This is a genomic window from Campylobacter sp. RM12637 (genome assembly GCF_020137645.1).
In the GTDB taxonomy this organism is placed as follows: Bacteria; Campylobacterota; Campylobacteria; order Campylobacterales; family Campylobacteraceae; genus Campylobacter_E.
Window position 1 is genome coordinate 111,895 of sequence record NZ_JACGAV010000003.1, and the last position, 20,428, is coordinate 132,322.

Sequence of the window (20,428 nt, forward strand, 5' to 3'; positions counted from 1 at the left end):
TTTCTTATTATTAATATCCTTGCTCGTTGAATTTTCTATACCCATCGCAACCATCTTGACCGCCTAAATCACAAGCTTTGCCAAAATATTCCTTAGCCTTTGTTTTATCTTGTTTTACACCTTTGCCTTTATAATACAAACTGCCTAAATTAAAACAACCATTAGGTAACCCATCTTCACAGGCTTTAGTAAAAAGCTCTTTTGCCTTAATAGGATCTTGTTTTACTCCATACCCACTGCTATATAAAACACCTAAATTATAACAACCAACACTTTCTCCACCATCACAAGATTTAGTATAAAATTCGCTTGCCTTTAAATAATCTTCGCTTGTTCTAATCACCCCTTTGCTATATAATAATCCTAAACCATAACAGCCTTCAGTAAATTCATCATTACAAGCTTTAGTATAAAGCTCTTTTGCTTTATCATTATCTTGCTTTACACCATTTCCGTTAGCATATAAATTTCCTAAATTAACACAGCCAACAACACTTCCCGCATCACAAGCTTTGGTAAATAACTCTTTTGCTTTTATATAATCTTGTCTTATTCCAAACCCTTCACTATATAACAACCCTAGATCAGAGCAAGTCGTAGCATCTTCATCACAAGCCTTAATAAAATATTCTTTTGCTTTAGCATAATCTTGATTTATAAAAAAGTAAAATTCACCCAAGCTAAGGCAACTAAGAATTTGTCCGTTATCACAAGCCTTGGTAAAATATTCTTTTGATTTAGTATAATCTTGATTTTTAGCATATTCTACTCCTAAATTAAAACAAGCTTCAAAATCCCCTTGATTGCACTGACTTTCAAGTTCATTTGCACTTAAAATACCAGCACTTAAAAGTGCTAAACATAATAATTTTTTCACTTTACTTCCTTTAAATTTATCATTGTTATTTATCAAAACCCTTGCTCATCTAATATTTCATAATGACTACAGCCGTTGTGTTCGCCTAAATTACAAGCTTTTCTTAAGTATTCTTTAGCTTTTATTTTATTTTCTCTAACGCCTTGCCCGTTATTATATAAAGCTCCCAAATTATAACAACCCATAGCATCGTTACCATCACAACCTTTAGCATAAAGTTCTATTGCTTTTGCATAATCTTGTTTTGCTCCAAATCCATTTGCATACACAACCCCTAAATTAGAGCAACCACTAGCGTTTTCACCATCGCAAGCTTTAGTAAAATATTCTTTTGCTTTTATGTAATCTTTTTTTACTCCAAATCCATTTGCATATAAAATTCCTAAATTAAAGCAACCCGTAGCATTTCCGTTATTGCAAGCTTTGGCATAAAACTCTCTTGCTTTAAAATAATCTTGCTTTATTCCAAGTCCTTTTTCGTATAAAAACCCTAAATTAGAGCAACCCATAGTATCCCCATTATCACAAGCTTTAGTATAAAACTCTCTTGCTTTTGTATAGTCTTGTTTTACTCCAAATTCATTCGCATAAACAACCCCTAAATTATTGCAACCCGTAGCATTTCCGTTATCACAAGCCTTAGTAAAATATTCTTTTGCTTTAGTATAATCTTGATTTTTAGCATATTCTACTCCTAAATCTGAACAAGCTTCAAAATCGCCCTTATTACACTGACTCTCAAGCTCATTTGCACTTAAAATACCAGCACCTAAAAGTGCTAAACATAATAATTTTTTCATTTTACTTCCTTTAATGTCATTGCTTGTTTATTTTTTTATACAGCAAACAACTAGTATGTTCTCCATAATCACAAGCTTTTTTAATTAATTCAATAGACTTTTTAATATCATTTTCATATAAACTTGATAAAGCTAAACAGCTTTCTCCGTCTTTATTATCACAAGCTTTAGTCCATAATTCTTTTGTTTTTTCAATATCTTTTGCAACGCCAATTCCAGAATAATACATAAAGCCTAAAAATCCACAAGCACCAAAATCTTGTAGTTCGCAACTTTTAGTATAAAATTCTCTCGCCTTATTTAAATCTTGTTTTATGCCATCTCCTTCAAAATACATAGAACCTAAATTTGTGCAAGCAAAAGTATGTTCACCATCACAAGCTTTTGTGTAAAACTCACTTGCTTTTTTTAAATCTTGTTTTACTCCATTTCCTTGTTCGTAAGATAATCCTATATTAAAACAAGAAGAAGCATCTTTACCTTTACAAGCCTTAATCCATAATTTATTTGCTTTTTTAAAATCCTGCTCTACATCTTCGCCACTTGCATATAAATATCCAAGAGCATCACAAGCTTTATAATCGTTTTTATTGCAAGCTTTTTCTAATTCCTTAATATCAACTGCACCTAAAACACTTGCACCTAAAAGTGCTAAACATAATAATTTTTTCACCTTACTTCCTTTAAATTTCTAATTTAATTTTTTAAATTCTCAATACTTTTACAAGCTCTTTCATCACCTAAATCACAAGCTTTTTTTAAATATTCTTTAGCTTTTTTATCCTTATATAAAAATGATAAAAAATAACACCCAACAGCATAATTATGATTACAAGATTTGGTATAGAATTTAATAGCTTTTTTCTTGTTTTGTTGCGTTCCAATCCCATAAGCATTCATAAAACCTACTGCATAACAAGCTTCATATAAGTTATTTTCACAAGCTTTAGTATAAAGATTTATGGCTTTAGTATAATTTTGCTTAGTTCCTATTCCGCTCTCATATAAAAATCCTAAATCATAACAAGCTTGCATATTTTTATTCTTACAAGCTTTAGACCATAAATTATAAACTTGTTTTAAATCATTTTCGTATTCAATTGGCTCTTTTGTAAAATCAATATTTTTAAAAATCTCAAATCCTAAGTCATAATCATTTGCTAACAAAACTTTAAATATAAGCAAACAAACGAGCTTTTTCAATTTAAATTCCTAAATAATCCTTAAGCAATAAAAATGCTGCAATGCTATCTTGTTTGCCATCTTTTTTTTTGCTACTAATAATTTTTGCTGCTTGTTTGCTTGTAAAACTTTCATCGTGATAGACTATATTGCTAAATTCAATTAGTTTTGAAAAATGCTCCACTCTTCTTCTCATCTCATCTTCAGCACTACCGCCCATTGGAATTCCTATTACAATTTTAGTGATTTTGTGCTTTTTGATTAGTTCTTTTACTTCTGTGGCTGCTTGATTGCGATTTATTCTAATTATTGCAGGTTGTGGCATAGGAATTTTCATTATGCTAATTGCAACGCCAATTCGTTTAAGTCCTAAATCAAGTGCAAGTATATTTTCCATTAAACACTCCTAACTAAAACTCCATCAATTATTATTTTTCCATCAAGTTCATAATCATATACTAATTCGCCGTATCGCTCTAAGGCTTCATCAAGATTTGCTCCGTTTTTACAAAATTCTAAAAACTCATCGTAGTTTTGAGTGTAGCATTTTTGAACGCTGAAGTATTCTTGCATTTGTGCTACGAAAATATCAATATCATAAATTATTTTTGCCTTATAGTTTGCGATTAGCTCGTTTGTGCCATCACTTTCTCCTATTCTTTGGGCTAATACATAAATATCTTTTCCATATTCTAGGGCGTGTTTTGCTGAGTTTAATGAACCGCTTTTAAGGTCTGCTTGGGTGATGATTAAAATATCTCCAAGAGCTACTACAAGGCGATTTCTAGCTAAAAAATCGTGTTTTAATGGGATATGATTTGGTTCGTTTTCGCTTAGTGCTAGGGCGTTTTCATATATTTGTTTTATGATTAATTCATTGCTTTTTGGATAGATTTTATTAAGCCCGTTTGCAAAAATTCCTATATGATAAGGCAGACTTGCTTTTGCACTTTCAATATCTACTCCAATTGCTCCACCACTTACTATGCAAATACCTATTTGGCTTAGTTTTTGTGCTAGTTTAAAGGTTAGATTTTTTGTATAAACGCTCATTTTTCTAGAGCCTACTATACTTATTTTAGGCATTTTTAAAAGCTCTAAATTACCTTTATAATAAATCTTATCAGGCGGGTTTTTAAGAGTATTAAACTCATTTATAATCGTTGTATATATCATCTATATAAACTAGCTCAACTTTAGAAAAGTCATATTCGCTAATTGCTTTTAGGCTATTTTTGTGTGGGTGTGCTATGGCTATTGCTCTTTTGTGTTTTAGGGCAAATTCCACTGCTTCATCTAGCTTTTTGCGAATATCATTTAAATCTTGTGAATTATCTAAAAATACATTTCTGTGGATATAAAATTGATTAAATTCTTTTGCAATTGTAGGTGCTTTTGTGTTGGCACTAGTCCTTGAATCAACGAAAATCAAATCATATTTTTTCAATGCTTTAAATAAATTTCTCATAGCGTTTTCATCTTCGCTAAATAATGAGCCTGTATGATTGTTTAGATATTTTAGATTTGGAAAAGCGATTTTGATATTTTTAATCCTATTTTCAATCACTTGATAACTATCACTAGGAGTAAGGGTTAGTGGCTCTTCTTTATTAAACTTTAAAGCCCTTAAAGGAAGGTGTATCATAAAAGATTTAAATTCTTTTGAATATTTATTAGTATCTGGGTGATTGTTTGTGTTAGGAAAAAAGCTCGGAGTGATTTTTTTACCATTTTTAATAATTTTTTTGATTTCTTCGCTTTGTTCTTTTGTCGCAACATCATCAATAATAATTGCTAATTTTGCCTTAATATTAGTAGCGCTTGCTAAAGCACCAAAGGCTGAAGTTTCTTTAGTATCAAAACAAGTTACGCTAGTTACCTTACAATTATCATCATTTTTTTCTAAATCCATATTAGCAAATATATCACTAAAATTTTGATTTAAATTCTTTTCTTTATCAATGCTTTTTTCATTTTTATAATTATTTATAGCATTTACTATTGTTTGCGGTTTTGGTTTTTGAATTTCTTTTTGAGTTTTTATCTCTTTAGTTTCGCTAATTTGCTCTTTGCTTTCGTATATATTTAAATATACCAAAAGCCCTATGCCAAATAATAATAAAAATAAAAAAATTATTTTAAGAGTTGTAGCAAAGCTAGAATTAGCTTTGCTTTTTTGCTTTTTTTTAGCCATTAATTTTTATCTTGTTGAACTAATTTGCTTTTTTCAATCCAAGGCATCATTTTGCGTAATTTAACGCCAGTTTGTTCTAAAAGGCTGTTTTTAGTAATATTGCGTCTTGCATTCATTTTTGGATAATTTGCACGGCTTTCTAAGATGAAATCTTTTGCAAATGTGCCATCTTGAATATCTTTTAATACTTTTTTCATAGCTTTTTTGCTATCTTCGTTTATAACTTTTTCGCCTGTAATATAATCGCCGTATTCAGCTGTATTTGAAATAGAATATCTCATATCAGCAATTCCGCCTTGATACATTAAATCAACGATTAATTTCATTTCGTGTAAGCACTCAAAATATGCCATTTCAGGCTCATATCCAGCTTCTACAAGTGTATTAAATCCTGCTTCAATAAGTGCAGTTAAACCTCCACAAAGCACTGCTTGTTCGCCGAATAGGTCTGTTTCTGTTTCGTCTTTAAATGTAGTTTCAATTATAGCTGTGCGTCCGCCACCAATTGCACTTGCATAGCTTAATGCTAGAGCTTTTGCATTACCGCTTTCATCTTGAGCAACTGCTATTAAATCAGGAACACCGCCACCAATTACGAATTCATTTCTTACCGTATGACCTGGTGCTTTAGGTGCTATCATTATAATATCTACTCCTTTTGGAGCTACAATTTGTCCGTAATGAACATTAAATCCGTGAGCAAATGCTATAGCTTTTCCTTCGCTTAAGTTTGGTTTAATTTCGCTATTAAAAATTTGAGCTTGAAACTCATCAGGAGTTAAAATCATAATAACATCAGCTTTTTTAGTCGCATCAGCTACGCTTAAAACTTCAAAACCTTTAGCGCGAGCTTTATTAGCCGAGCTTCCTTCTCTTAGACCAATTACAACTTTTACACCACTATCTCTTAAGTTTTCAGCGTGAGCGTGTCCTTGTGAGCCAAAACCAATAATCGCAACTATTTTGCTTTTAATTAAACCTAAATCGCAATCACGATCATAATAAACATTTACTGCCATATTTTTCCTTTTTCTTTTGATTTAATTAAGCAAATTATAACTATTTTAGTTACAATCTAATAAAAAAATATCAAATTTTATTTACTTAAAAGGTTTATTATGCAAGATTTTATTAGTAAAAGAATAAAAAGCCTACCTCCGCTTAATGAAAGCACTTTAGAAATTCAAAGAATTTGTAATGACGAAAACTCATCTTTAAAAGATTTAGCGAAAATAGTTGAAAAAGACCCAATGCTAACTGCAAATATTTTAAAATCAGCAAATTCGCCTTTATACGGATTTTCAAGAGAAATTAGTAGTGTTGATAGGGCTGTTAATTTGTTTGGAATGACAACTATTAAAGGATTTGCTTTAAATGCAGCTGTTAAAAACTCTTTTAAAATTAATTTAAGTGCTTACAATATGAATGAAGCAATGTTTGCAAAAATCTCAACTATGCAAAATTCATTAGCAATTAATTGGCTTAATAGAAGTGCAGACAATACTAAAAAAGTCGTAATTCCAGCATCGTTTTTGCTAGAAATTGGCAAGATAATTATATCTTCTGAATTAGTTGAAACAAATAAAGCAGAAGAATTTAGAAATGGATTAAGTGATTTAAAAAATATTAAAGAATTAAGTGATTATGAAAAGCAATTTTTAGGAATGAGTAGCGAAGAAGTAACTTCTATGATATTTGATAAATGGAATCTTGAAGTTGATATGATTGATGCGATTTTTTATAGTGTAAATCCAGAAAATGCAAGTAATGATATAAAAAAGAATGCGATTGCATTAAATATAGTTTCAAATCTTATTAATATTTTTGGATTTTTTAATGAAGAAATGATGGTTCAATGTGTATTAGACGCTAAAAATAATGGCTTATTAGGAGATAAATTAATAGACGCTATTAAAGTAGTAGAACAAGATGCTTGAGTTTTTAGAAAACATTAGGCAAGGTTTTAATAAGCTTAATGCTAATTCAAAACAAAAAGAAATAATTAAAGTCTTATTAACAGAAAAAATAGTAAGCGAATACAATAATAAAATCTATTTTAATAATGGATTTTATTATGGCAAAATGGATATAAATTCTAAAGGCGATGGATTTTTACAAGCGTCGTTTTTAGAGCGAGATTTACTCATAAAATCAAAAGACTTACATTCAGCAAGATACGGCGATATTGTAATTGCAAAAAAGATTAAAAAGCAAAAAGGTCGCCCAAGTGCTGCTGTAATACTTGTCTTAAAAAGAGAAGAAGAATTTTCTTTAGTTATTACTCAAATGCTAAAAAATGTAGTATTTGGAAAATGCTTTAAAACAGGACTTTTAAGACAACTTAGTGTGTCTCAAAAATCATTAAAAGCCTTACCTGTTGGCACTATTTTAAAGATTGATAATGCAAGTTCAAATGTAGTAGAAGTGCTAGGGCATATTAGTGATGAAAAAGTAGATGAAAAAATCTCTATGGCTTTATTTAATAAAACTGAAGAATTTGATAAAGCGTGTTTAGATGAAGCAAATGCTTATAGTGGCAGTGTTGATGCTAGTTTTTATCCTGATAGACTTGATTTAAGGCATTTGCCATTTTGCACGATAGACCCAATTCACGCAAAAGATTTTGATGATGCTATTTATTTTGATGAAAAAAATCAGATTTTATATGTAGCAATTGCTGATGTAAGCGAATATGTAAGGGCTTTTAGTGCTTTAGATAACGAAGCTTTAAAGCGTGGATTTAGTATATATTTTCCACATAAAAGCATTCCTATGTTGCCAAGAGTTTTAAGTGAGGGAATTTGTTCTTTAAACCCAAATGAAGACAGGCTTTGCTTTGGTTTTAAAATATATTTTGAAGGTGCAAAAGTAATAAAAGAAGAAATCTATGAAGGCATAATTAATTCAAAAAGAAGATTTAATTATGATGAAGTAGATGAGTATTTAGACAAAAAAACTGATTTAAAAGAATGCAATTATTTATATTCTTTAAATGAGCTTACAAAAAAGATAAGAAATGCTAGATTAAATAAAGGTTTTAATTTTTTAACAGAAGAGCTAAGAATGGAGATTGATAGCGACTGGCAAATTACCAAGACATATTACGAGCAATCAACAAGGTCTCATCAATTGATTGAGGATTGTATGCTACTTGCTAATAAAGCAGCGGCTAAAATGTGCCCTGATTTAGCTATTTTTAGAAATCATCAAAGCCCAAATTACAATAAAATCGCTGCTATGTATGAAGAATTGCAATTATTAGGACTTGATTTTAGTGGTGGAGAAAATATCTATGAAAATATCAAAAATATTCAGAGCTTAGCAGATGAATTAAATATCCGTGCTGAAGTAGATAAAATCATCATTCGTTCATTTAAAAAAGCTGAATATGGACACGAAAATAAAGGGCATTTTGCATTAGGATTTGAAAGGTATTCGCATTTTACAAGTCCTATTAGAAGATATTCGGATTTGATTTTGCATAGATTATTAAAAGCCCTTATGAAAAATCAAGATAAGCTATTTACATACCTTAGCACGAACCTTGAGAATAAATGTTTTGAAGTTAGTAATCTTGAAAGAGAAGCTGATAAGGTGGCAATGGATTTTTGTGATAGGGTTTATGCAAGGTATTTTCACAAAAATATTGGCAAAAGATTTTATGTAAAAATCACTAAAAACGAAGATATTACAATAGGTGTTTTAGATGATGAGTTTAAAGGTGCAAGGATATTTATTGCAAATCCTAATGTAACTTTATTTTCTAGGGTTTTAGTTGAGATTTATGAAGTAGATTTAATAAGCGCTAAGGTTTTTGCTAGGATAGTTAAAGATGTATGAAGCAGAATTTAGCAAAATAAAAAACAATCTCCCTAATGCTTTTATGCTTTATGGGGCGTGTAGATTAAGCATATTTATAAACTTAGAAATTATAAAAAGTCTGAAAAAATACGATGAAAGGCTGATTTTAAGAGATAGCGATTATAAATTAAATAAAGCTGTTGATTTTTTAAGTGAGAGTTCGTTATTTGCTAGTTCTAAGCAATTGATTTTGGAATTTGAAAAAGGAATTTCAAGTAAGGATTTAAAAGAAATTCTAAAACATATTAATAGTGAAAATCAATTGATATTAGCTATTTATGATGGAAAAGCTTTAAAAGATTTAGAATTAAGTATTAATAATAATTTTGTTAGATTTTTTGAGAAAAAGACTAGCTTTGAGCAAATTGCTTTATTAAAAGAAATTACTAATTTTTATAAAATAAATGCTAGTGAAGAAGCCTTGCAATATCTTCAAAAAAATTATGAATTTGATATATTTAAAGCAGGTTGTGAGCTTTTAAAATATAAAAATCAAACACTAGATTTAAGCACTATTAAAGAGCATTTAGAAAGCGATAATGCTTTAGGGTTTGATGATTTTTTGAGTAATTTTTTAAAGACAAAAGAGCCAAATGAATATATTTATAAAATATTAGAAAATGAAGATGAAATCGCTTTAATTAATAAACTTTATTCAAGTTTAATAAGACTTTTTACAATAAGTGCAAATCTAAAAACAAATGGTAGAATTGATTATAAAATAGCCTTTGGTTATACTCCACCAAGACAAGTTTGCGTAGAATTAGAAAATCAAGCGAGAAAATTATCTAATTTTTACGAAGAAATTTTCGCAATTTTATTAAACGCTGAATATGAATTAAAACTAAATAACAATAATTCTTCAAAAGAAATAGCATATTCAAATCTTTTAAAAATATATTTTTTAATAAACTCATAAAATATTAAGATTAAACTGCTAAAATCAAGCCTTGCTTTATGCAAAATTCCTTGCTTAGTAAATCTAGGCTTAATATCCAAAAGGAGAATCATGAGACATTATGAGGTTTTATTCATCGCAAAGCCAACGCTAACTGATGAAGAATTAAAAGCAAGAGTTGAGTTTGTTAAAGAAACTCTAGTAAAAAATGGTGCTGAAATTGCAAATACTATTGAAATGGGTACTAGAAAATTAGCTTACCAAATTGATAAATATGAGCGTGGCGTATATTATGTAATATATTTTAAAGCTCCAGGTTCATTAATTAAAGAACTTGAGCGTGTTTTAAAAATCACTGAAGATGTAATTAGATTTTTAATAGTTAAATACGAAAACAGACGCGAAATCGCTGCGTGGGAAATACTTTCTCAAGGCAAAAGATTAGGTAAAAAAGAAAGCAAAAAAGAAACTAAGGCTGAAACTCCAGCAGAATAAAGGATAAGATATGAATAAGGTTATTCTAATAGGTCGTTTGGTAAGAGATGTAGAAATAAAAACTATTAGTACAACAGGTAGTGCGGTAGTAAATAATGCAATGGCTGTTAGTAGATATAGAAGCTCAAACACAGGCGAAAGAATAGAAGAAACTTTATTTATAGATGTAGTGTTTTATGCTAGATTAGCAGAAATTGTAGGGCAATATTTAAGAAAAGGTTCAAAACTAATGGTTGAAGGCTATTTGCAACAACAAACTTGGGTAGATACAGCAACCAATCAAAATCGTTCAAAAATTCAACTTGTAGTTGAAAATATGGAAATGTTAGACAACAAACCTGATGAAATGCAAAATAATAATGCTCCTAGAAACAATTATCAAGCAAATAATAACTACAATAGACCTACTCAAAATAATTATCAACAAAATAATTATGCAAGAGAAGAGCAGAATTATCAAAGACAAAATAATTTTGCTGAAGAAAGAAATAATTATAATTATAACTCGGCAGATGATGCAGAGATACCATTTTAAAGGATAAATTATGGCAGAAAAAAGAAAGTATTCAAGAAAATATTGCAAATTTACAGAAGCAAAAGTTGATTTTATTGATTATAAAGATACAGCATTATTAAAACACGCATTATCAGAGCGTTTTAAAATAATGCCAAGAAGATTAACAGGAACAAGCAAAAAACACCAAGAAATGGTTGAACTAGCTATTAAAAGAGCAAGAGCAGTTGCTTTAATTCCTTATGTATGCGACCGCAAAAACGTAGTTACAAATCCGTTTGAAGGTCTATAATTCTTAGGCTAGATTTTCTAGCCTAATTCTTTTATCATATACAAAAATCAAAATAAATATAGCCAAAGTAATAAACAACTCACTTAAAGCATTTGTCATACCTTCACTGCTTGCAAAATAACTATGTGCAAACTCTATAAAACAATGAATTATCAAAGGCATTGATAATAAAAATAAATAAATACTTCTAAGCCTTATATAAATTGAAATTATAAGTAAAATCAAAAAAGAAACTAAAATATAAAAAATATCTATGAGCTCATAAAGAAGTAACGAGCAAGTAAGATATAAAATAATGCTAAAAATATAATATAAATTATCTTTAGCAATTATAAATAATAATATAGATATAAACACAAATGCCATTAAACAAATAAAGAAAAGTTCATTAGATTGGCTAATAAAACTTAAGGCAAAAAATATGCAAAATACAAATATAAACGCATAAAATAAAGCCTTGAAAAAATCTTCTAATTCACAAGCAAGATTGATTTTATCTTTATCAATTAATAAGCTAAATAAAACCACTATAAAAGATGGGATAAATATCACAAAAGAAATAATCTGAAGTCCTGCAAAAGGAATTAATAAAAATATATCATTATATACTGCTTTTTCATCTATAAATACACGAAATATTTTAGTGATATTATCAGGTTTTATAAGCAAGTATAAAGCAAAAAATAAATAATAATAAATATTTAATTTTTTAGTAGAAAAAGAAAAAGCTATGAAAGATTTTTCATTTGATTTAATCTCACTTATTAGCCAGTTTAAAAATATTTTCATATTTTATTCTTTAATTCCTATTAAAATATCACTCGCTTTTATTAAAACATTTACATTATCACTTATATTTAAATCCATCTTATTTGCACTATCATTGGTTATGCTAGCTGTAATTAAAATTCCATTACAATTAATTTCTATTATGCTATATACCGAACCATTTTTTATACTTACGATTTTGCCATTTAGTTCATTTGCACTACTTAAACGAGTAGCACATTCGTTTTTGCTAACAATTACAGAATTTGCTTTAAATACTGCTATAGCATTATCATTTATTTTTAGATTTAAATCATCTACACTTTCTGTAGTTGTTAAAGATTTGATTGTTTTATTGTTTTCTAATTTTGCAGTAACTAATGAAATAATAGGCGAACTCTCAACTTTAGTTATTTGTATTTTTAATATATTTCTTGCACTTAACATAATCTTCCTTTAAATTCATAAATTTCATCTAATAATAAAATAAAACCTATATTAAAAATTAAATGTATAATAGTTAAAAATCATAAAAAGGATATGAATGGGACTAAAAAGTGATGCTTGGATAAAAGAAATGGCATTAAAACACGAAATGATAACTCCATTTTGTGAAGAGAATGTAGGTAAAAATGTGGTTAGCTATGGACTTTCTAGTTATGGGTATGATATTCGTGTTGGGCGTGAGTTTAAAATATTTACAAATGTAAATAGCACTATGATTGACCCTAAGGATTTTAATGATAAAAATGTAGTTGATTTCGTAGGTGATGAGTGTATTGTTCCTGCGAATTCATTTGCACTTGCAAGAACGGTTGAATATTTTAAAATGCCAAGAGATGTATTAGCAATTTGTCTTGGTAAAAGCACATATGCAAGATGTGGAATTATTGTAAATGTCACACCTTTTGAGCCTGGATTTTGCGGTCATATTACAATAGAAATTAGCAACACCACTCCACTACCTGCAAAAATATATGCAAATGAAGGTATAGCTCAAGTGTTATTTTTACAAGGTGATGAGCCTTGCATTACTTCTTATGCTGATAAAAAAGGTAAATATCAAAATCAAACAGGCATAACTCTTCCAAAAGTTTTAAAGTAATTTATCTTCAAGAATTTGAAAGTGATTTTTCAAATTCTTAAGTTTTATTATTATTCCAAATAATATTTGTATTCTAAAATTATTCTTAGCAAGCACCTTAATCTAAGGCAAATTAAATATTCAATAAAATATTTTATGAATAAAAATTATTTACTATTTAGTGCAATAATTTTATAATTTTTAACAAGTTTTAAAAATTAATTTTTATTTAAGGAGATTTATGAAAAAGATTTTTTTAAGCTGTGCTTTAGCGGCTTCAGTATTTGCTGCAGAGCAATTTAGCGGTAAAATTATTAATCTTTACACTTCAGTAGATGCGAAGAAAGCAGAAGGAAAACTACTTCCAACTAATGCTTTTGAGATAGTAAAAGACGGCGATTTAGCTGAACTTAAAATTAAAGGATATTACAATCCTAATCAAGGTAATATTTTATATTTTAATGACAAAAATAGAATTTTAGTAGCAGCATTTGGTAAAAATGCTAAAGTAGATTTTAAGGTTGAAAAAGAATTAAAAAATGGTTTTAAATTAGCTAGTATTAAAGTATTTGCTAAAAAAGATGAGCTAGTGGATTTAGAAAAATCAGCAAAACCACTTTTTGAAAAAGGTAAAGCTATGTTTGAAGAAAATTGTGGCATTTGTCATCCACTTCATCCTGTTAGTGAATTTAATGCAAATCAATGGCCAGCTACATTTAAGGCAATGGAAACAAGAACAGGAATTGATAAAGCTGATAGACAATTAGTGGTGCAATATCTACAAAAACACGCAAAAGATATGAAATAAAGGAGACATTATGCTAAATAGAAGAAGTTTTTTAAAAGGTTCAGCTGCAGTTGGTGCTATGAGTTTTGCACCTATAAATGTATTAGGAGCTGAAAGTAAAGCAGTTGCTAGTGGTTTAGTAAAAAATGGCGAAGTTGTAACGGGTGCACATTGGGGTATTTTAAAACTTACTATAAAAGATGGTAAGGTAGTAAAAAGTGAGCCATTTGATGCAAATCAAACTAAGAATTTAAAAAATGATTTACAACACTACACACCTGATTTAGTATATGCTAATCGTGTTAAATATCCTTATGTTAGAAAAAGTTTCTTAGAAAATCCACTAGATAATAAACCTGAACTTCGTGGTAAAGATGAGTGGGTTAGGGTAAGCTGGGATAAAGCTTTAAAATTAGTTGCAGAAAGTTTAAAAAGAACTTATGATGAAAAAGGAGCTAATGGGATTTTTGCAGGTAGCTATGGCTGGAAATCAAGCGGAAATGTGCATAATTCAAGAATATTACTTCATAGATTTATGAACTTAACGGGTGGATTTGTAGGCTCATTAGGAGATTATTCTACTGGTGCATCGCAAGTTATTATGCCTCATGTTGTTGGTTCTATTGAAGTTTATGAGCAACAAACTAACTTGGATTTAGTATTAGAAAATACAAAAGTTATAGTTATTTGGGGTGCAAATCCTATTGATACTTTAAAAATTGCTTGGACTGTAACTGATGGCGAAGGTCGTGCATATATGGAAAAAATTAAAGAAAGCAAAATAAAAGTAATTTGCATAGACCCAAGAGCTAGTTCAACTGTTAAATTCTTTGAAGGTAAAGGCGAGTGGTTAGCTCCACGCCCAAATACTGATGTGGCAATGATGATGGGTATGGCTACATATTTAATTGATAATAAGCTTTATGATGCTGAATTTATGGAGAATTACACAATAGGATTTGATAAATTTAGTGATTATTTAATGGGTAAAACTGATGGCGTTAAAAAAGATAGCAAATGGGCTGAAAATATTTGCGGAATTAAAGCAAGTGTAATTGAGAATTTAGCTAAGGAATTAAGAGAAAATCTAAGCTTAGTAATGAGTGGTTGGGGTATGCAAAGAGCTCATCACGGAGAGCAACCTCATTGGATGCTTGTAACTTTATGTGCAATGCTAGGTCATATTGGTAAAGATGGTGGCGGATTTGGTTTAAGCTATCATTATTCAAATGGTGGCGTTGCTACGACTAATGCTCCAATAGTAGGCGGAATTAACGCTAGTATGAATGGTCTTTGGGATAAAGGCGTGTTTAAAGGCGTTAAACAAGGAACATTTGATAAAAATGGTAAATTTATACCTGGAAATAGTGGTGCAGGCGAAAATCTACCTGAGTGGTTATCAAAAACAAGTGATAATGAAATTCCTGTGGCAAGAATTGCTGATATGCTATTAAACCCAGGTAAAACAATAGACCACAATGGCAAAAAAATTACTTATAGTGATATAGATTTTGTTTATTGGGTAGGTGGTAACCCATTTGTTCATCATCAAGATTTAAAAACTCTAAAAAAAGCTTGGCAAAAGCTAAAAACCGTTGTAGTAAATGAGATTTACTGGACTCCAACTGCTAGAATGGCTGATATATTATTACCTACAACTAGCCAATATGAAAGAAATGATATTTCTATGAGCGGGGATTATTCTAATATGCATATAGTTCCTATGAAAGCTGCTGTTATGCCAGTTGAAGAGAGTAAAGATGATATGCAAATCTTTATTGAACTTGCTAAAGTTTATGGAACTCTTTGTGCGATTAGCAAGGGTGCAAGTGAAAAAGATGCAGCAATGTTAGCTACAAAATTAGTAAATGCTTATACAGAAAATCAAACTCCAGAGCAAATGATAGAAAAATACTATAACGCTGCTAAGAAAAGCACAAGCGTAGAAATGCCTGAATTTAAAGAGTTTTGGGAAAATAATAAAGCATTGAAATTTGAAGCTTCTCAAGATGCTTATGAGTTCGTTAGATTTAAAGACTTCGTAGAAGACCCTATCTTAAATCCATTAGGAACTCCGAGTGGTTTAATTGAGATTTATAGTGAAACTATTGAAAAAATGAACTATAAAGATTGTAAAGCTCATCCTATGTGGTTTGAACCAATTGAATGGCTTGGTATGAAAGAAAAGAGCGCAGAATTTCATATGATTAGCCCACACCCAACGAGCCGCTTACATTCGCAACTATGCCACACAAGTTTAAGAGAAACTTATGCTGTAAATGGACACGAGCCTATTTTAATCAATAGCGAAGATGCTAAAGCTAAAGGTATTAAAAATGGAGATTTAGTTGAGGTTTTCAATGCTCGTGGTAAAGTTATTGCAGGAGCAGTTGTAAGCAATGATGTATTAAAAGGCGTAGTAGTGTTACAAGAAGGTGGCTGGTATGACCCTGATGATAATAATGATTGCAAATACGGATGTGCGAATGTGCTAACAATAGATATTCCAACAAGTGAGCTTGCAAATGGAAATATCTCTCATACAGCTTTAGTAAATATCAAAAAATTTGAAGGCGAAAAACCTGAAATCGTAGTATTCACTGAACCTGTAAAAGCATAATATTAGGGGCATTTGCCCCTAGAATTTAATTTTAATTATTCATTATTTTTTCAAAATCAAAAAACCATTCTAATTCTTCAATATTATTAAATTTATCGGATAAATTTGATAATTTAACTATTTTAAAACCACATTTATTAACATAAAAATGGATATTTCTTATTTCAAAATAAGGTGTGGTTGTAGTCCAAACTTTAGTTTTAGGAAAGGTTTTTTCTACCATTTGCCAAGTTTTAAAACCATAGCCTTTATTATGAAATTCTTCAAGTATATAAAACAAATCAAGATTATTATGTTGTGTATTTTCATCTATTAAAAGACATATTCCACCTATTTTTACACCATTGTCATATACATAAAAATTTTTAGCATTTTTATTTTCTAAAGATTTGAAAATCTCATCAATGGTGATTACATTTTCATCAGTTTTATCTCTAAGACTTATTTGAAAAGTATTTTGCACATCTTTTGCGAAATTAAAAAACTCATCACTAGAAATTTCTATTAATTCCATCATCTTCCCTTAATTTAGATTAAAATTTTTAATTTTATAAATTTATAAAAATTATATGAAAATTTTTTAATTAGCTTGTTGAAAAGTTTTTATAGTGATTAACCACTTGGTATTTAATTGTTATCTTGATGGTTGTATTCAATCTAACAATCAAAGAGTAAAAAATTCACTCAAGATTTGTCATTCTTTTTAGTGGTTTTGTTAAGCAAGTGGGTTGATTAGCATTTTTTTATAAAGAAGTCTTTGCGATAAATATGAGATAAATTTTTTATATTACTACGCTTTAAATTCCTTAAAATTAATAATTACAAATTTAAATTTGAATATTAAAAACTCATATTATTTAATGAGCCTATGAAAGCATAGTTAAGGGGATTTTCCCCTTTTTAATAATTATTTAATTTAACACAACCCTCTTTTGAGCCGAACGAACACGCAAGATTATATAGTTGTTTTATTTTGTCTAAGTTTTCTTTAGAATTTGAGTTTTTAGCTAATTCATCAGCGACTTTAATGCAAGAATTTGCATCTTTATCTTTTATACATTTTGCTTGATTGCTTATTAAATCAGGGTTTGATAAAAGTTTTATAGGGTTTAAATTACTTAATTTAAAATCATTACAAGCACTAAAAACTAATGCAACTAAAATAGCAAGGGTTTTTTCATTATATCTACTTATTTGTAATTAGATAATAATTATACCCCCCCCCACATAAATATTTTTAGAAAACTGATTTATTAAAAAATACAAATTCTATTATCGTTTTTCTTTACAACTCTAGCAAAGGCGTAGGCGTTTATGTTTGCATTTTGTAAAATATTTAAAGCTTTTTGAGTATCTTTTTCGTTAATGCTAATGATTAATCCACCACTTGTTTCTGGAGAATACAAAAGTAAATCATCTTCAATAAATGATTTTACAAGTCCTTTTAAACTATTTTTGTTTGTATAACTAGCTGCTCCAAAAAGCCCTAAATTAGCGTAATTTAAAGTGTTTTTATAATACTTTATCGCATCAGAATTGATTTCAATTGATATTTTATCATTTAGCATTTCGCTCAAATGCCCAATAAGTCCAAAGCCTGTAATATCAGTGCAAGCATTGATTTTTATGCCATTTAAAAGTTCTAAAGCTTTATTATTTAGGCTTTTCATACCATTTATACATTCGCTAAAATCATCGTCTAAATTAGCTTTAATAGCCATAGCGTTAAGACTTGTTCCTAGTGGTTTTGTGGCTATTAAAACATCATTTTCTAAGGATTTGTTATTGCTTAAAAAACTATTTTTTTTAACATAACCAGTAACGCTAAGCCCTAAAAATACTTCACTAGAATTTAAAGTATGCCCGCCAGCACAAAATCCACCCGCTAAATTAATAGTATCATTAAGTCCTGCTATCATTTGTTTTAAAATATCTTGAGATAAGCATTCGCTAAATGCAACTATATTCATAGCACTCATAACTTTTGCACCCATTGCAAAAATATCGCTTAATGAATTTGCTGCAGCAATTACAGCGTAATCATAAGCATTATTTACGATTGGGGTAATAAAATCAAGTGTTTGAACTAAGGCAAAATCTTCTAAATTAGTAGAAATTACCTTAGGATAATCAATAACACAAGCATCTTCATTACTAGTAGTTGAGCTTAATATAAATTCGCTAGGTTTAATATTAGCTAATGCGTTGTGTAAGTCAGCCTGACTTAGCTTAGCTCCTCAACCTGCGTGCTTGCTAAATTGAGTAAGTTTCATAGATTTACCATTTTTGTTTCAAATAAAGTATCTATTATCTCAACTGCGTTTGAACTTCTACCAATTTTTGGACTAACTTGAAAATAATTTAAGCAATTCGCACAACATAAAATATCAACTCCATCATCACTTAAAGCTTTTAAAGCATTAAATGCTGGATGGGTATCATCACAAGCTATAAAAACTGCTTCGTTTATTAATACAACTTTTTGAATTTTTCTTTCTTTTACAGCAGTTAAAAATCCAATTAAAAGCATTGCTCCTAATTCGCCTTCGCCAACTTTTAAAGATTTTAAAAATATTCCTTCTTGTTGTTTTGCTTCATCTTTTGAGCTTTTTATTTCGCTTTTTCTTAATTTAAAGCAAAATCCATTAAGTTCAAATTCTTGATTTAAATTCTTAAGCAATCTTTGGATATTTTCTTTTGCCGCTTCATTATCAACTATTATTTCTAACTCATCATTAATTGCTAAATTAATTAATGTTTTTTTTGTTTCAATTACAGGTATCGGACAAGCCTTGCCGCTAAAATCTAGTTTCATTATTCTTCCTTTTTAAATAGTTCATTAAATCTTTTTTCTAAAAATTCTTCTAATTCTTTTTCTAATAATTCATAATTTTTCATAAATTCTAAAGCCTTAGGGCTAAGAATAGTTCCGCTATCTTTACTAGCTCCTTTTTTGCTAATAAATATATCTCCGCCTAAAAATTTTTCTGTGCTAGTTTTCTTAGTCCAAGCTTTTTTATAACTCATATGAAGTTGTTTTGAGCTCTCATTAATTGAGCCAAATTTTTCTATGGCTTTTAATATCTCATAATTACCTTTTCCAAAAATTTCGCCGTCTTCTTCTAACCAGAATTTGATTTTAGGTGTTTTATTTTTCATAGCTATAACTCGGTGTTATTTTTCCATTTTTTGTAAGTTCTTTATACCAATAAGAATGCAAAATATATACTTCTTCTTCTTCTTTATATCCTGTTATCATTGCGTGAATTGAGCCTTTGATAGCAAATACAGCCATATATAAATGCACGAAAAACATAGCAGCACAAACAATGCCTAAGATATTATGAACTATTGCACTAAGTCTTAAAATATTAATATGGCTAATTCCTAACATATTTTGTAAAAATTCGCTTTGAAAATCTAAAAAGAACATAAACGCACCAGTAATTATCATAATAGCTCCACCAAAAACGGCTATGTAATACCACATTTTTTGACCGAAATTATATTTTCCCGCTGGAACAGGTCTTTTAACCTTGCTTAAATATCCACCTACTATCATAAGCCATTTTATATCATAACTAGCAGGTAACATTCTTTTAATCCAGCAAAAAAACATAGGAATAATTGAGATAAAAAATAAAATAGTAGCAACTCCGTGAAGGTTTTTGCAAAGTCTTACAAATACTCCACCACCAAAATAATGACCATTCATAATGATTAAGCCTGTTGGAATTAATATAATCCAAGCAAGTGCAGCAATGAAATGAAAACCACGCTCAAATAATGAAAAGGCATATATTTTTTTGCCTTCGTGACTAAATGTTTTAGGTCCTATTACCATATAATGTAATGAAAACGCACAAAGCACTGCAATTAAGACAATTAAAGCAAGTGAAGCAATATAACTTGATGCTAATATTGTCCAAATTTCTCCTAATTCATAGCTAGTAATATTAGTAACTCTTCCTGTAGTTGTTAAATCACTAGCATTTAAACAGGTAAATAAAAATGCTAATACAAAAAACTTTTTCATAATATCTTCCTAAAATGATT

Annotated in this window: 22 protein-coding genes and 2 pseudogenes; 9 read left to right on the top strand and 15 right to left on the bottom strand. The window is 29.2% G+C overall.

What is annotated here, in order from left to right; genetic code table 11:
* Positions 1-10 precede the first annotated feature (10 nt).
* From AVBRAN12637_RS02745 to ilvC, 8 genes are read right to left on the bottom strand one after another with little or no spacing between them, the layout of a single operon-like run.
* Complete coding sequence (locus AVBRAN12637_RS02745) at positions 11-877, bottom strand: tetratricopeptide repeat protein (RefSeq protein ID WP_336615270.1); 867 nt, start codon at positions 875-877, stop codon at positions 11-13.
* A 32-nt stretch (positions 878-909) separates the two neighbouring features.
* Positions 910-1,677: a tetratricopeptide repeat protein gene (locus AVBRAN12637_RS02750; protein WP_336615271.1), complete on the bottom strand. Its 768-nt coding sequence runs from the start codon at positions 1,675-1,677 to the stop codon at positions 910-912.
* A gap of 16 nt (positions 1,678-1,693) precedes the next feature.
* Positions 1,694-2,350 carry a tetratricopeptide repeat protein gene (locus tag AVBRAN12637_RS02755; RefSeq protein ID WP_336615272.1) on the bottom strand — a complete coding sequence of 219 codons (657 nt, stop codon included), beginning with the start codon at positions 2,348-2,350 and terminating at the stop codon, positions 1,694-1,696.
* 23 nt (positions 2,351-2,373) lie between these two features.
* Positions 2,374-2,880: a tetratricopeptide repeat protein gene (locus AVBRAN12637_RS02760; protein WP_214116347.1), complete on the bottom strand. Its 507-nt coding sequence runs from the start codon at positions 2,878-2,880 to the stop codon at positions 2,374-2,376.
* A gap of 1 nt (position 2,881) precedes the next feature.
* Complete coding sequence (gene ruvX / locus AVBRAN12637_RS02765) at positions 2,882-3,256, bottom strand: Holliday junction resolvase RuvX (protein ID WP_214119608.1); 375 nt, start codon at positions 3,254-3,256, stop codon at positions 2,882-2,884.
* Complete coding sequence (locus tag AVBRAN12637_RS02770) at positions 3,256-4,035, bottom strand: DNA-processing protein DprA (RefSeq protein ID WP_336615273.1); 780 nt, start codon at positions 4,033-4,035, stop codon at positions 3,256-3,258. Before AVBRAN12637_RS02770 ends, ruvX begins: the two co-directional genes overlap by 1 nt.
* Positions 4,010-5,053 carry a divergent polysaccharide deacetylase family protein gene (locus tag AVBRAN12637_RS02775; protein WP_336615274.1) on the bottom strand — a complete coding sequence of 348 codons (1,044 nt, stop codon included), beginning with the start codon at positions 5,051-5,053 and terminating at the stop codon, positions 4,010-4,012. The genes AVBRAN12637_RS02770 and AVBRAN12637_RS02775 overlap by 26 nt, the downstream gene beginning before the upstream one ends.
* Complete coding sequence (gene ilvC, locus AVBRAN12637_RS02780) at positions 5,053-6,072, bottom strand: ketol-acid reductoisomerase (protein WP_214150100.1); 1,020 nt, start codon at positions 6,070-6,072, stop codon at positions 5,053-5,055. The genes AVBRAN12637_RS02775 and ilvC overlap by 1 nt, the downstream gene beginning before the upstream one ends.
* A 99-nt stretch (positions 6,073-6,171) precedes the next feature.
* On the opposite strand from ilvC, the gene AVBRAN12637_RS02785 reads away from it, so the two are divergent.
* The 6 genes from AVBRAN12637_RS02785 to rpsR all read left to right on the top strand — a co-directional run bounded on the left by AVBRAN12637_RS02785 (position 6,172) and on the right by rpsR (position 11,113).
* A complete protein-coding gene (locus tag AVBRAN12637_RS02785; protein WP_336615275.1) occupies positions 6,172-6,990 on the top strand; it encodes an HDOD domain-containing protein in 819 nt (272 codons plus the stop codon).
* The gene (locus AVBRAN12637_RS02790; RefSeq protein ID WP_214119601.1) at positions 6,983-8,893 is read left to right on the top strand and encodes an RNB domain-containing ribonuclease; all 1,911 of its coding nucleotides are present in this window, start codon (positions 6,983-6,985) and stop codon (positions 8,891-8,893) included. The genes AVBRAN12637_RS02785 and AVBRAN12637_RS02790 overlap by 8 nt, the downstream gene beginning before the upstream one ends.
* Positions 8,886-9,833, top strand: a complete 948-nt coding sequence (locus tag AVBRAN12637_RS02795; protein ID WP_336615276.1) for a hypothetical protein — start codon at positions 8,886-8,888, stop codon at positions 9,831-9,833. The genes AVBRAN12637_RS02790 and AVBRAN12637_RS02795 overlap by 8 nt, the downstream gene beginning before the upstream one ends.
* A gap of 90 nt (positions 9,834-9,923) precedes the next feature.
* On the top strand, positions 9,924-10,307 hold the full coding sequence (rpsF, locus tag AVBRAN12637_RS02800) for a 30S ribosomal protein S6 (RefSeq protein WP_214116362.1): 384 nt from the start codon (positions 9,924-9,926) through the stop codon (positions 10,305-10,307).
* A 10-nt stretch (positions 10,308-10,317) separates the two neighbouring features.
* Positions 10,318-10,842 carry a single-stranded DNA-binding protein gene (ssb, locus tag AVBRAN12637_RS02805; protein WP_214116364.1) on the top strand — a complete coding sequence of 175 codons (525 nt, stop codon included), beginning with the start codon at positions 10,318-10,320 and terminating at the stop codon, positions 10,840-10,842.
* Between the two features lie 10 nt (positions 10,843-10,852).
* The gene (gene rpsR, locus AVBRAN12637_RS02810) at positions 10,853-11,113 is read left to right on the top strand and encodes a 30S ribosomal protein S18 (RefSeq protein ID WP_214116366.1); all 261 of its coding nucleotides are present in this window, start codon (positions 10,853-10,855) and stop codon (positions 11,111-11,113) included.
* A 3-nt stretch (positions 11,114-11,116) separates the two neighbouring features.
* Here rpsR and AVBRAN12637_RS02815 read toward each other — a convergent pair whose 3' ends face one another.
* Entirely contained in the window at positions 11,117-11,902 is a 786-nt protein-coding gene (locus AVBRAN12637_RS02815; RefSeq protein WP_336615277.1) for a hypothetical protein, read from the bottom strand.
* A gap of 3 nt (positions 11,903-11,905) precedes the next feature.
* Complete coding sequence (locus AVBRAN12637_RS02820) at positions 11,906-12,328, bottom strand: TOBE domain-containing protein (RefSeq protein ID WP_336615278.1); 423 nt, start codon at positions 12,326-12,328, stop codon at positions 11,906-11,908.
* A gap of 97 nt (positions 12,329-12,425) precedes the next feature.
* Here AVBRAN12637_RS02820 and dcd point away from each other — a divergent pair, with 97 nt between their 5' ends.
* From dcd to AVBRAN12637_RS02835, 3 genes are all read left to right on the top strand, one after another.
* Entirely contained in the window at positions 12,426-12,986 is a 561-nt protein-coding gene (dcd, locus tag AVBRAN12637_RS02825) for a dCTP deaminase (protein WP_214116378.1), read from the top strand.
* 220 nt (positions 12,987-13,206) lie between these two features.
* Positions 13,207-13,773 (top strand): cytochrome C, encoded by a 567-nt coding sequence (locus AVBRAN12637_RS02830; protein WP_214116380.1) that lies wholly within the window; start codon positions 13,207-13,209, stop codon positions 13,771-13,773.
* Between the two features lie 10 nt (positions 13,774-13,783).
* Positions 13,784-16,372 (top strand): molybdopterin-dependent oxidoreductase, encoded by a 2,589-nt coding sequence (locus tag AVBRAN12637_RS02835; protein ID WP_336615279.1) that lies wholly within the window; start codon positions 13,784-13,786, stop codon positions 16,370-16,372.
* Between the two features lie 31 nt (positions 16,373-16,403).
* Here AVBRAN12637_RS02835 and AVBRAN12637_RS02840 read toward each other — a convergent pair whose 3' ends face one another.
* The 5 genes and pseudogenes from AVBRAN12637_RS02840 to AVBRAN12637_RS02860 form a co-directional block, all read right to left on the bottom strand.
* Entirely contained in the window at positions 16,404-16,886 is a 483-nt protein-coding gene (locus AVBRAN12637_RS02840; protein WP_336615280.1) for a GNAT family N-acetyltransferase, read from the bottom strand.
* Between the two features lie 739 nt (positions 16,887-17,625).
* A pseudogene (gene selD, locus AVBRAN12637_RS02845) lies at positions 17,626-18,597 on the bottom strand (selenide, water dikinase SelD); the annotation flags it as partial.
* A 44-nt stretch (positions 18,598-18,641) separates the two neighbouring features.
* The gene (yedF, locus tag AVBRAN12637_RS02850; RefSeq protein WP_214149899.1) at positions 18,642-19,187 is read right to left on the bottom strand and encodes a sulfurtransferase-like selenium metabolism protein YedF; all 546 of its coding nucleotides are present in this window, start codon (positions 19,185-19,187) and stop codon (positions 18,642-18,644) included.
* Entirely contained in the window at positions 19,187-19,531 is a 345-nt protein-coding gene (locus AVBRAN12637_RS02855) for a winged helix-turn-helix domain-containing protein (protein WP_214116391.1), read from the bottom strand. Before AVBRAN12637_RS02855 ends, yedF begins: the two co-directional genes overlap by 1 nt.
* Positions 19,521-20,339 (bottom strand): annotated as a pseudogene (locus AVBRAN12637_RS02860) (formate dehydrogenase subunit gamma); the annotation flags it as partial. The gene AVBRAN12637_RS02855 and the pseudogene AVBRAN12637_RS02860, both read right to left, overlap by 11 nt.
* Positions 20,340-20,428 lie beyond the last annotated feature (89 nt).

What these genes read in the sequence shown, in the direction of transcription:
- AVBRAN12637_RS02820 (WP_336615278.1), bottom strand. Translation starts at nt 12,328, where the DNA reads ATGTTAAGTGCAAGAAATATATTAAAAATACAAATAACTAAAGTTGAG.
- AVBRAN12637_RS02840 (WP_336615280.1), bottom strand. Translation starts at nt 16,886, where the DNA reads ATGGAATTAATAGAAATTTCTAGTGATGAGTTTTTTAATTTCGCAAAA.
- AVBRAN12637_RS02770 (WP_336615273.1), bottom strand. Translation starts at nt 4,035, where the DNA reads ATGATATATACAACGATTATAAATGAGTTTAATACTCTTAAAAACCCG.
- AVBRAN12637_RS02785 (WP_336615275.1), top strand. Translation starts at nt 6,172, where the DNA reads ATGCAAGATTTTATTAGTAAAAGAATAAAAAGCCTACCTCCGCTTAAT.
- AVBRAN12637_RS02830 (WP_214116380.1), top strand. Translation starts at nt 13,207, where the DNA reads ATGAAAAAGATTTTTTTAAGCTGTGCTTTAGCGGCTTCAGTATTTGCT.
- AVBRAN12637_RS02790 (WP_214119601.1), top strand. Translation starts at nt 6,983, where the DNA reads ATGCTTGAGTTTTTAGAAAACATTAGGCAAGGTTTTAATAAGCTTAAT.
- ssb (WP_214116364.1), top strand. Translation starts at nt 10,318, where the DNA reads ATGAATAAGGTTATTCTAATAGGTCGTTTGGTAAGAGATGTAGAAATA.
- dcd (WP_214116378.1), top strand. Translation starts at nt 12,426, where the DNA reads ATGGGACTAAAAAGTGATGCTTGGATAAAAGAAATGGCATTAAAACAC.
- AVBRAN12637_RS02795 (WP_336615276.1), top strand. Translation starts at nt 8,886, where the DNA reads ATGTATGAAGCAGAATTTAGCAAAATAAAAAACAATCTCCCTAATGCT.
- AVBRAN12637_RS02855 (WP_214116391.1), bottom strand. Translation starts at nt 19,531, where the DNA reads ATGAAAAATAAAACACCTAAAATCAAATTCTGGTTAGAAGAAGACGGC.
- ilvC (WP_214150100.1), bottom strand. Translation starts at nt 6,072, where the DNA reads ATGGCAGTAAATGTTTATTATGATCGTGATTGCGATTTAGGTTTAATT.
- ruvX (WP_214119608.1), bottom strand. Translation starts at nt 3,256, where the DNA reads ATGGAAAATATACTTGCACTTGATTTAGGACTTAAACGAATTGGCGTT.
- AVBRAN12637_RS02835 (WP_336615279.1), top strand. Translation starts at nt 13,784, where the DNA reads ATGCTAAATAGAAGAAGTTTTTTAAAAGGTTCAGCTGCAGTTGGTGCT.
- rpsF (WP_214116362.1), top strand. Translation starts at nt 9,924, where the DNA reads ATGAGACATTATGAGGTTTTATTCATCGCAAAGCCAACGCTAACTGAT.
- AVBRAN12637_RS02815 (WP_336615277.1), bottom strand. Translation starts at nt 11,902, where the DNA reads ATGAAAATATTTTTAAACTGGCTAATAAGTGAGATTAAATCAAATGAA.
- yedF (WP_214149899.1), bottom strand. Translation starts at nt 19,187, where the DNA reads ATGAAACTAGATTTTAGCGGCAAGGCTTGTCCGATACCTGTAATTGAA.
- AVBRAN12637_RS02750 (WP_336615271.1), bottom strand. Translation starts at nt 1,677, where the DNA reads ATGAAAAAATTATTATGTTTAGCACTTTTAGGTGCTGGTATTTTAAGT.
- rpsR (WP_214116366.1), top strand. Translation starts at nt 10,853, where the DNA reads ATGGCAGAAAAAAGAAAGTATTCAAGAAAATATTGCAAATTTACAGAA.
- AVBRAN12637_RS02775 (WP_336615274.1), bottom strand. Translation starts at nt 5,053, where the DNA reads ATGGCTAAAAAAAAGCAAAAAAGCAAAGCTAATTCTAGCTTTGCTACA.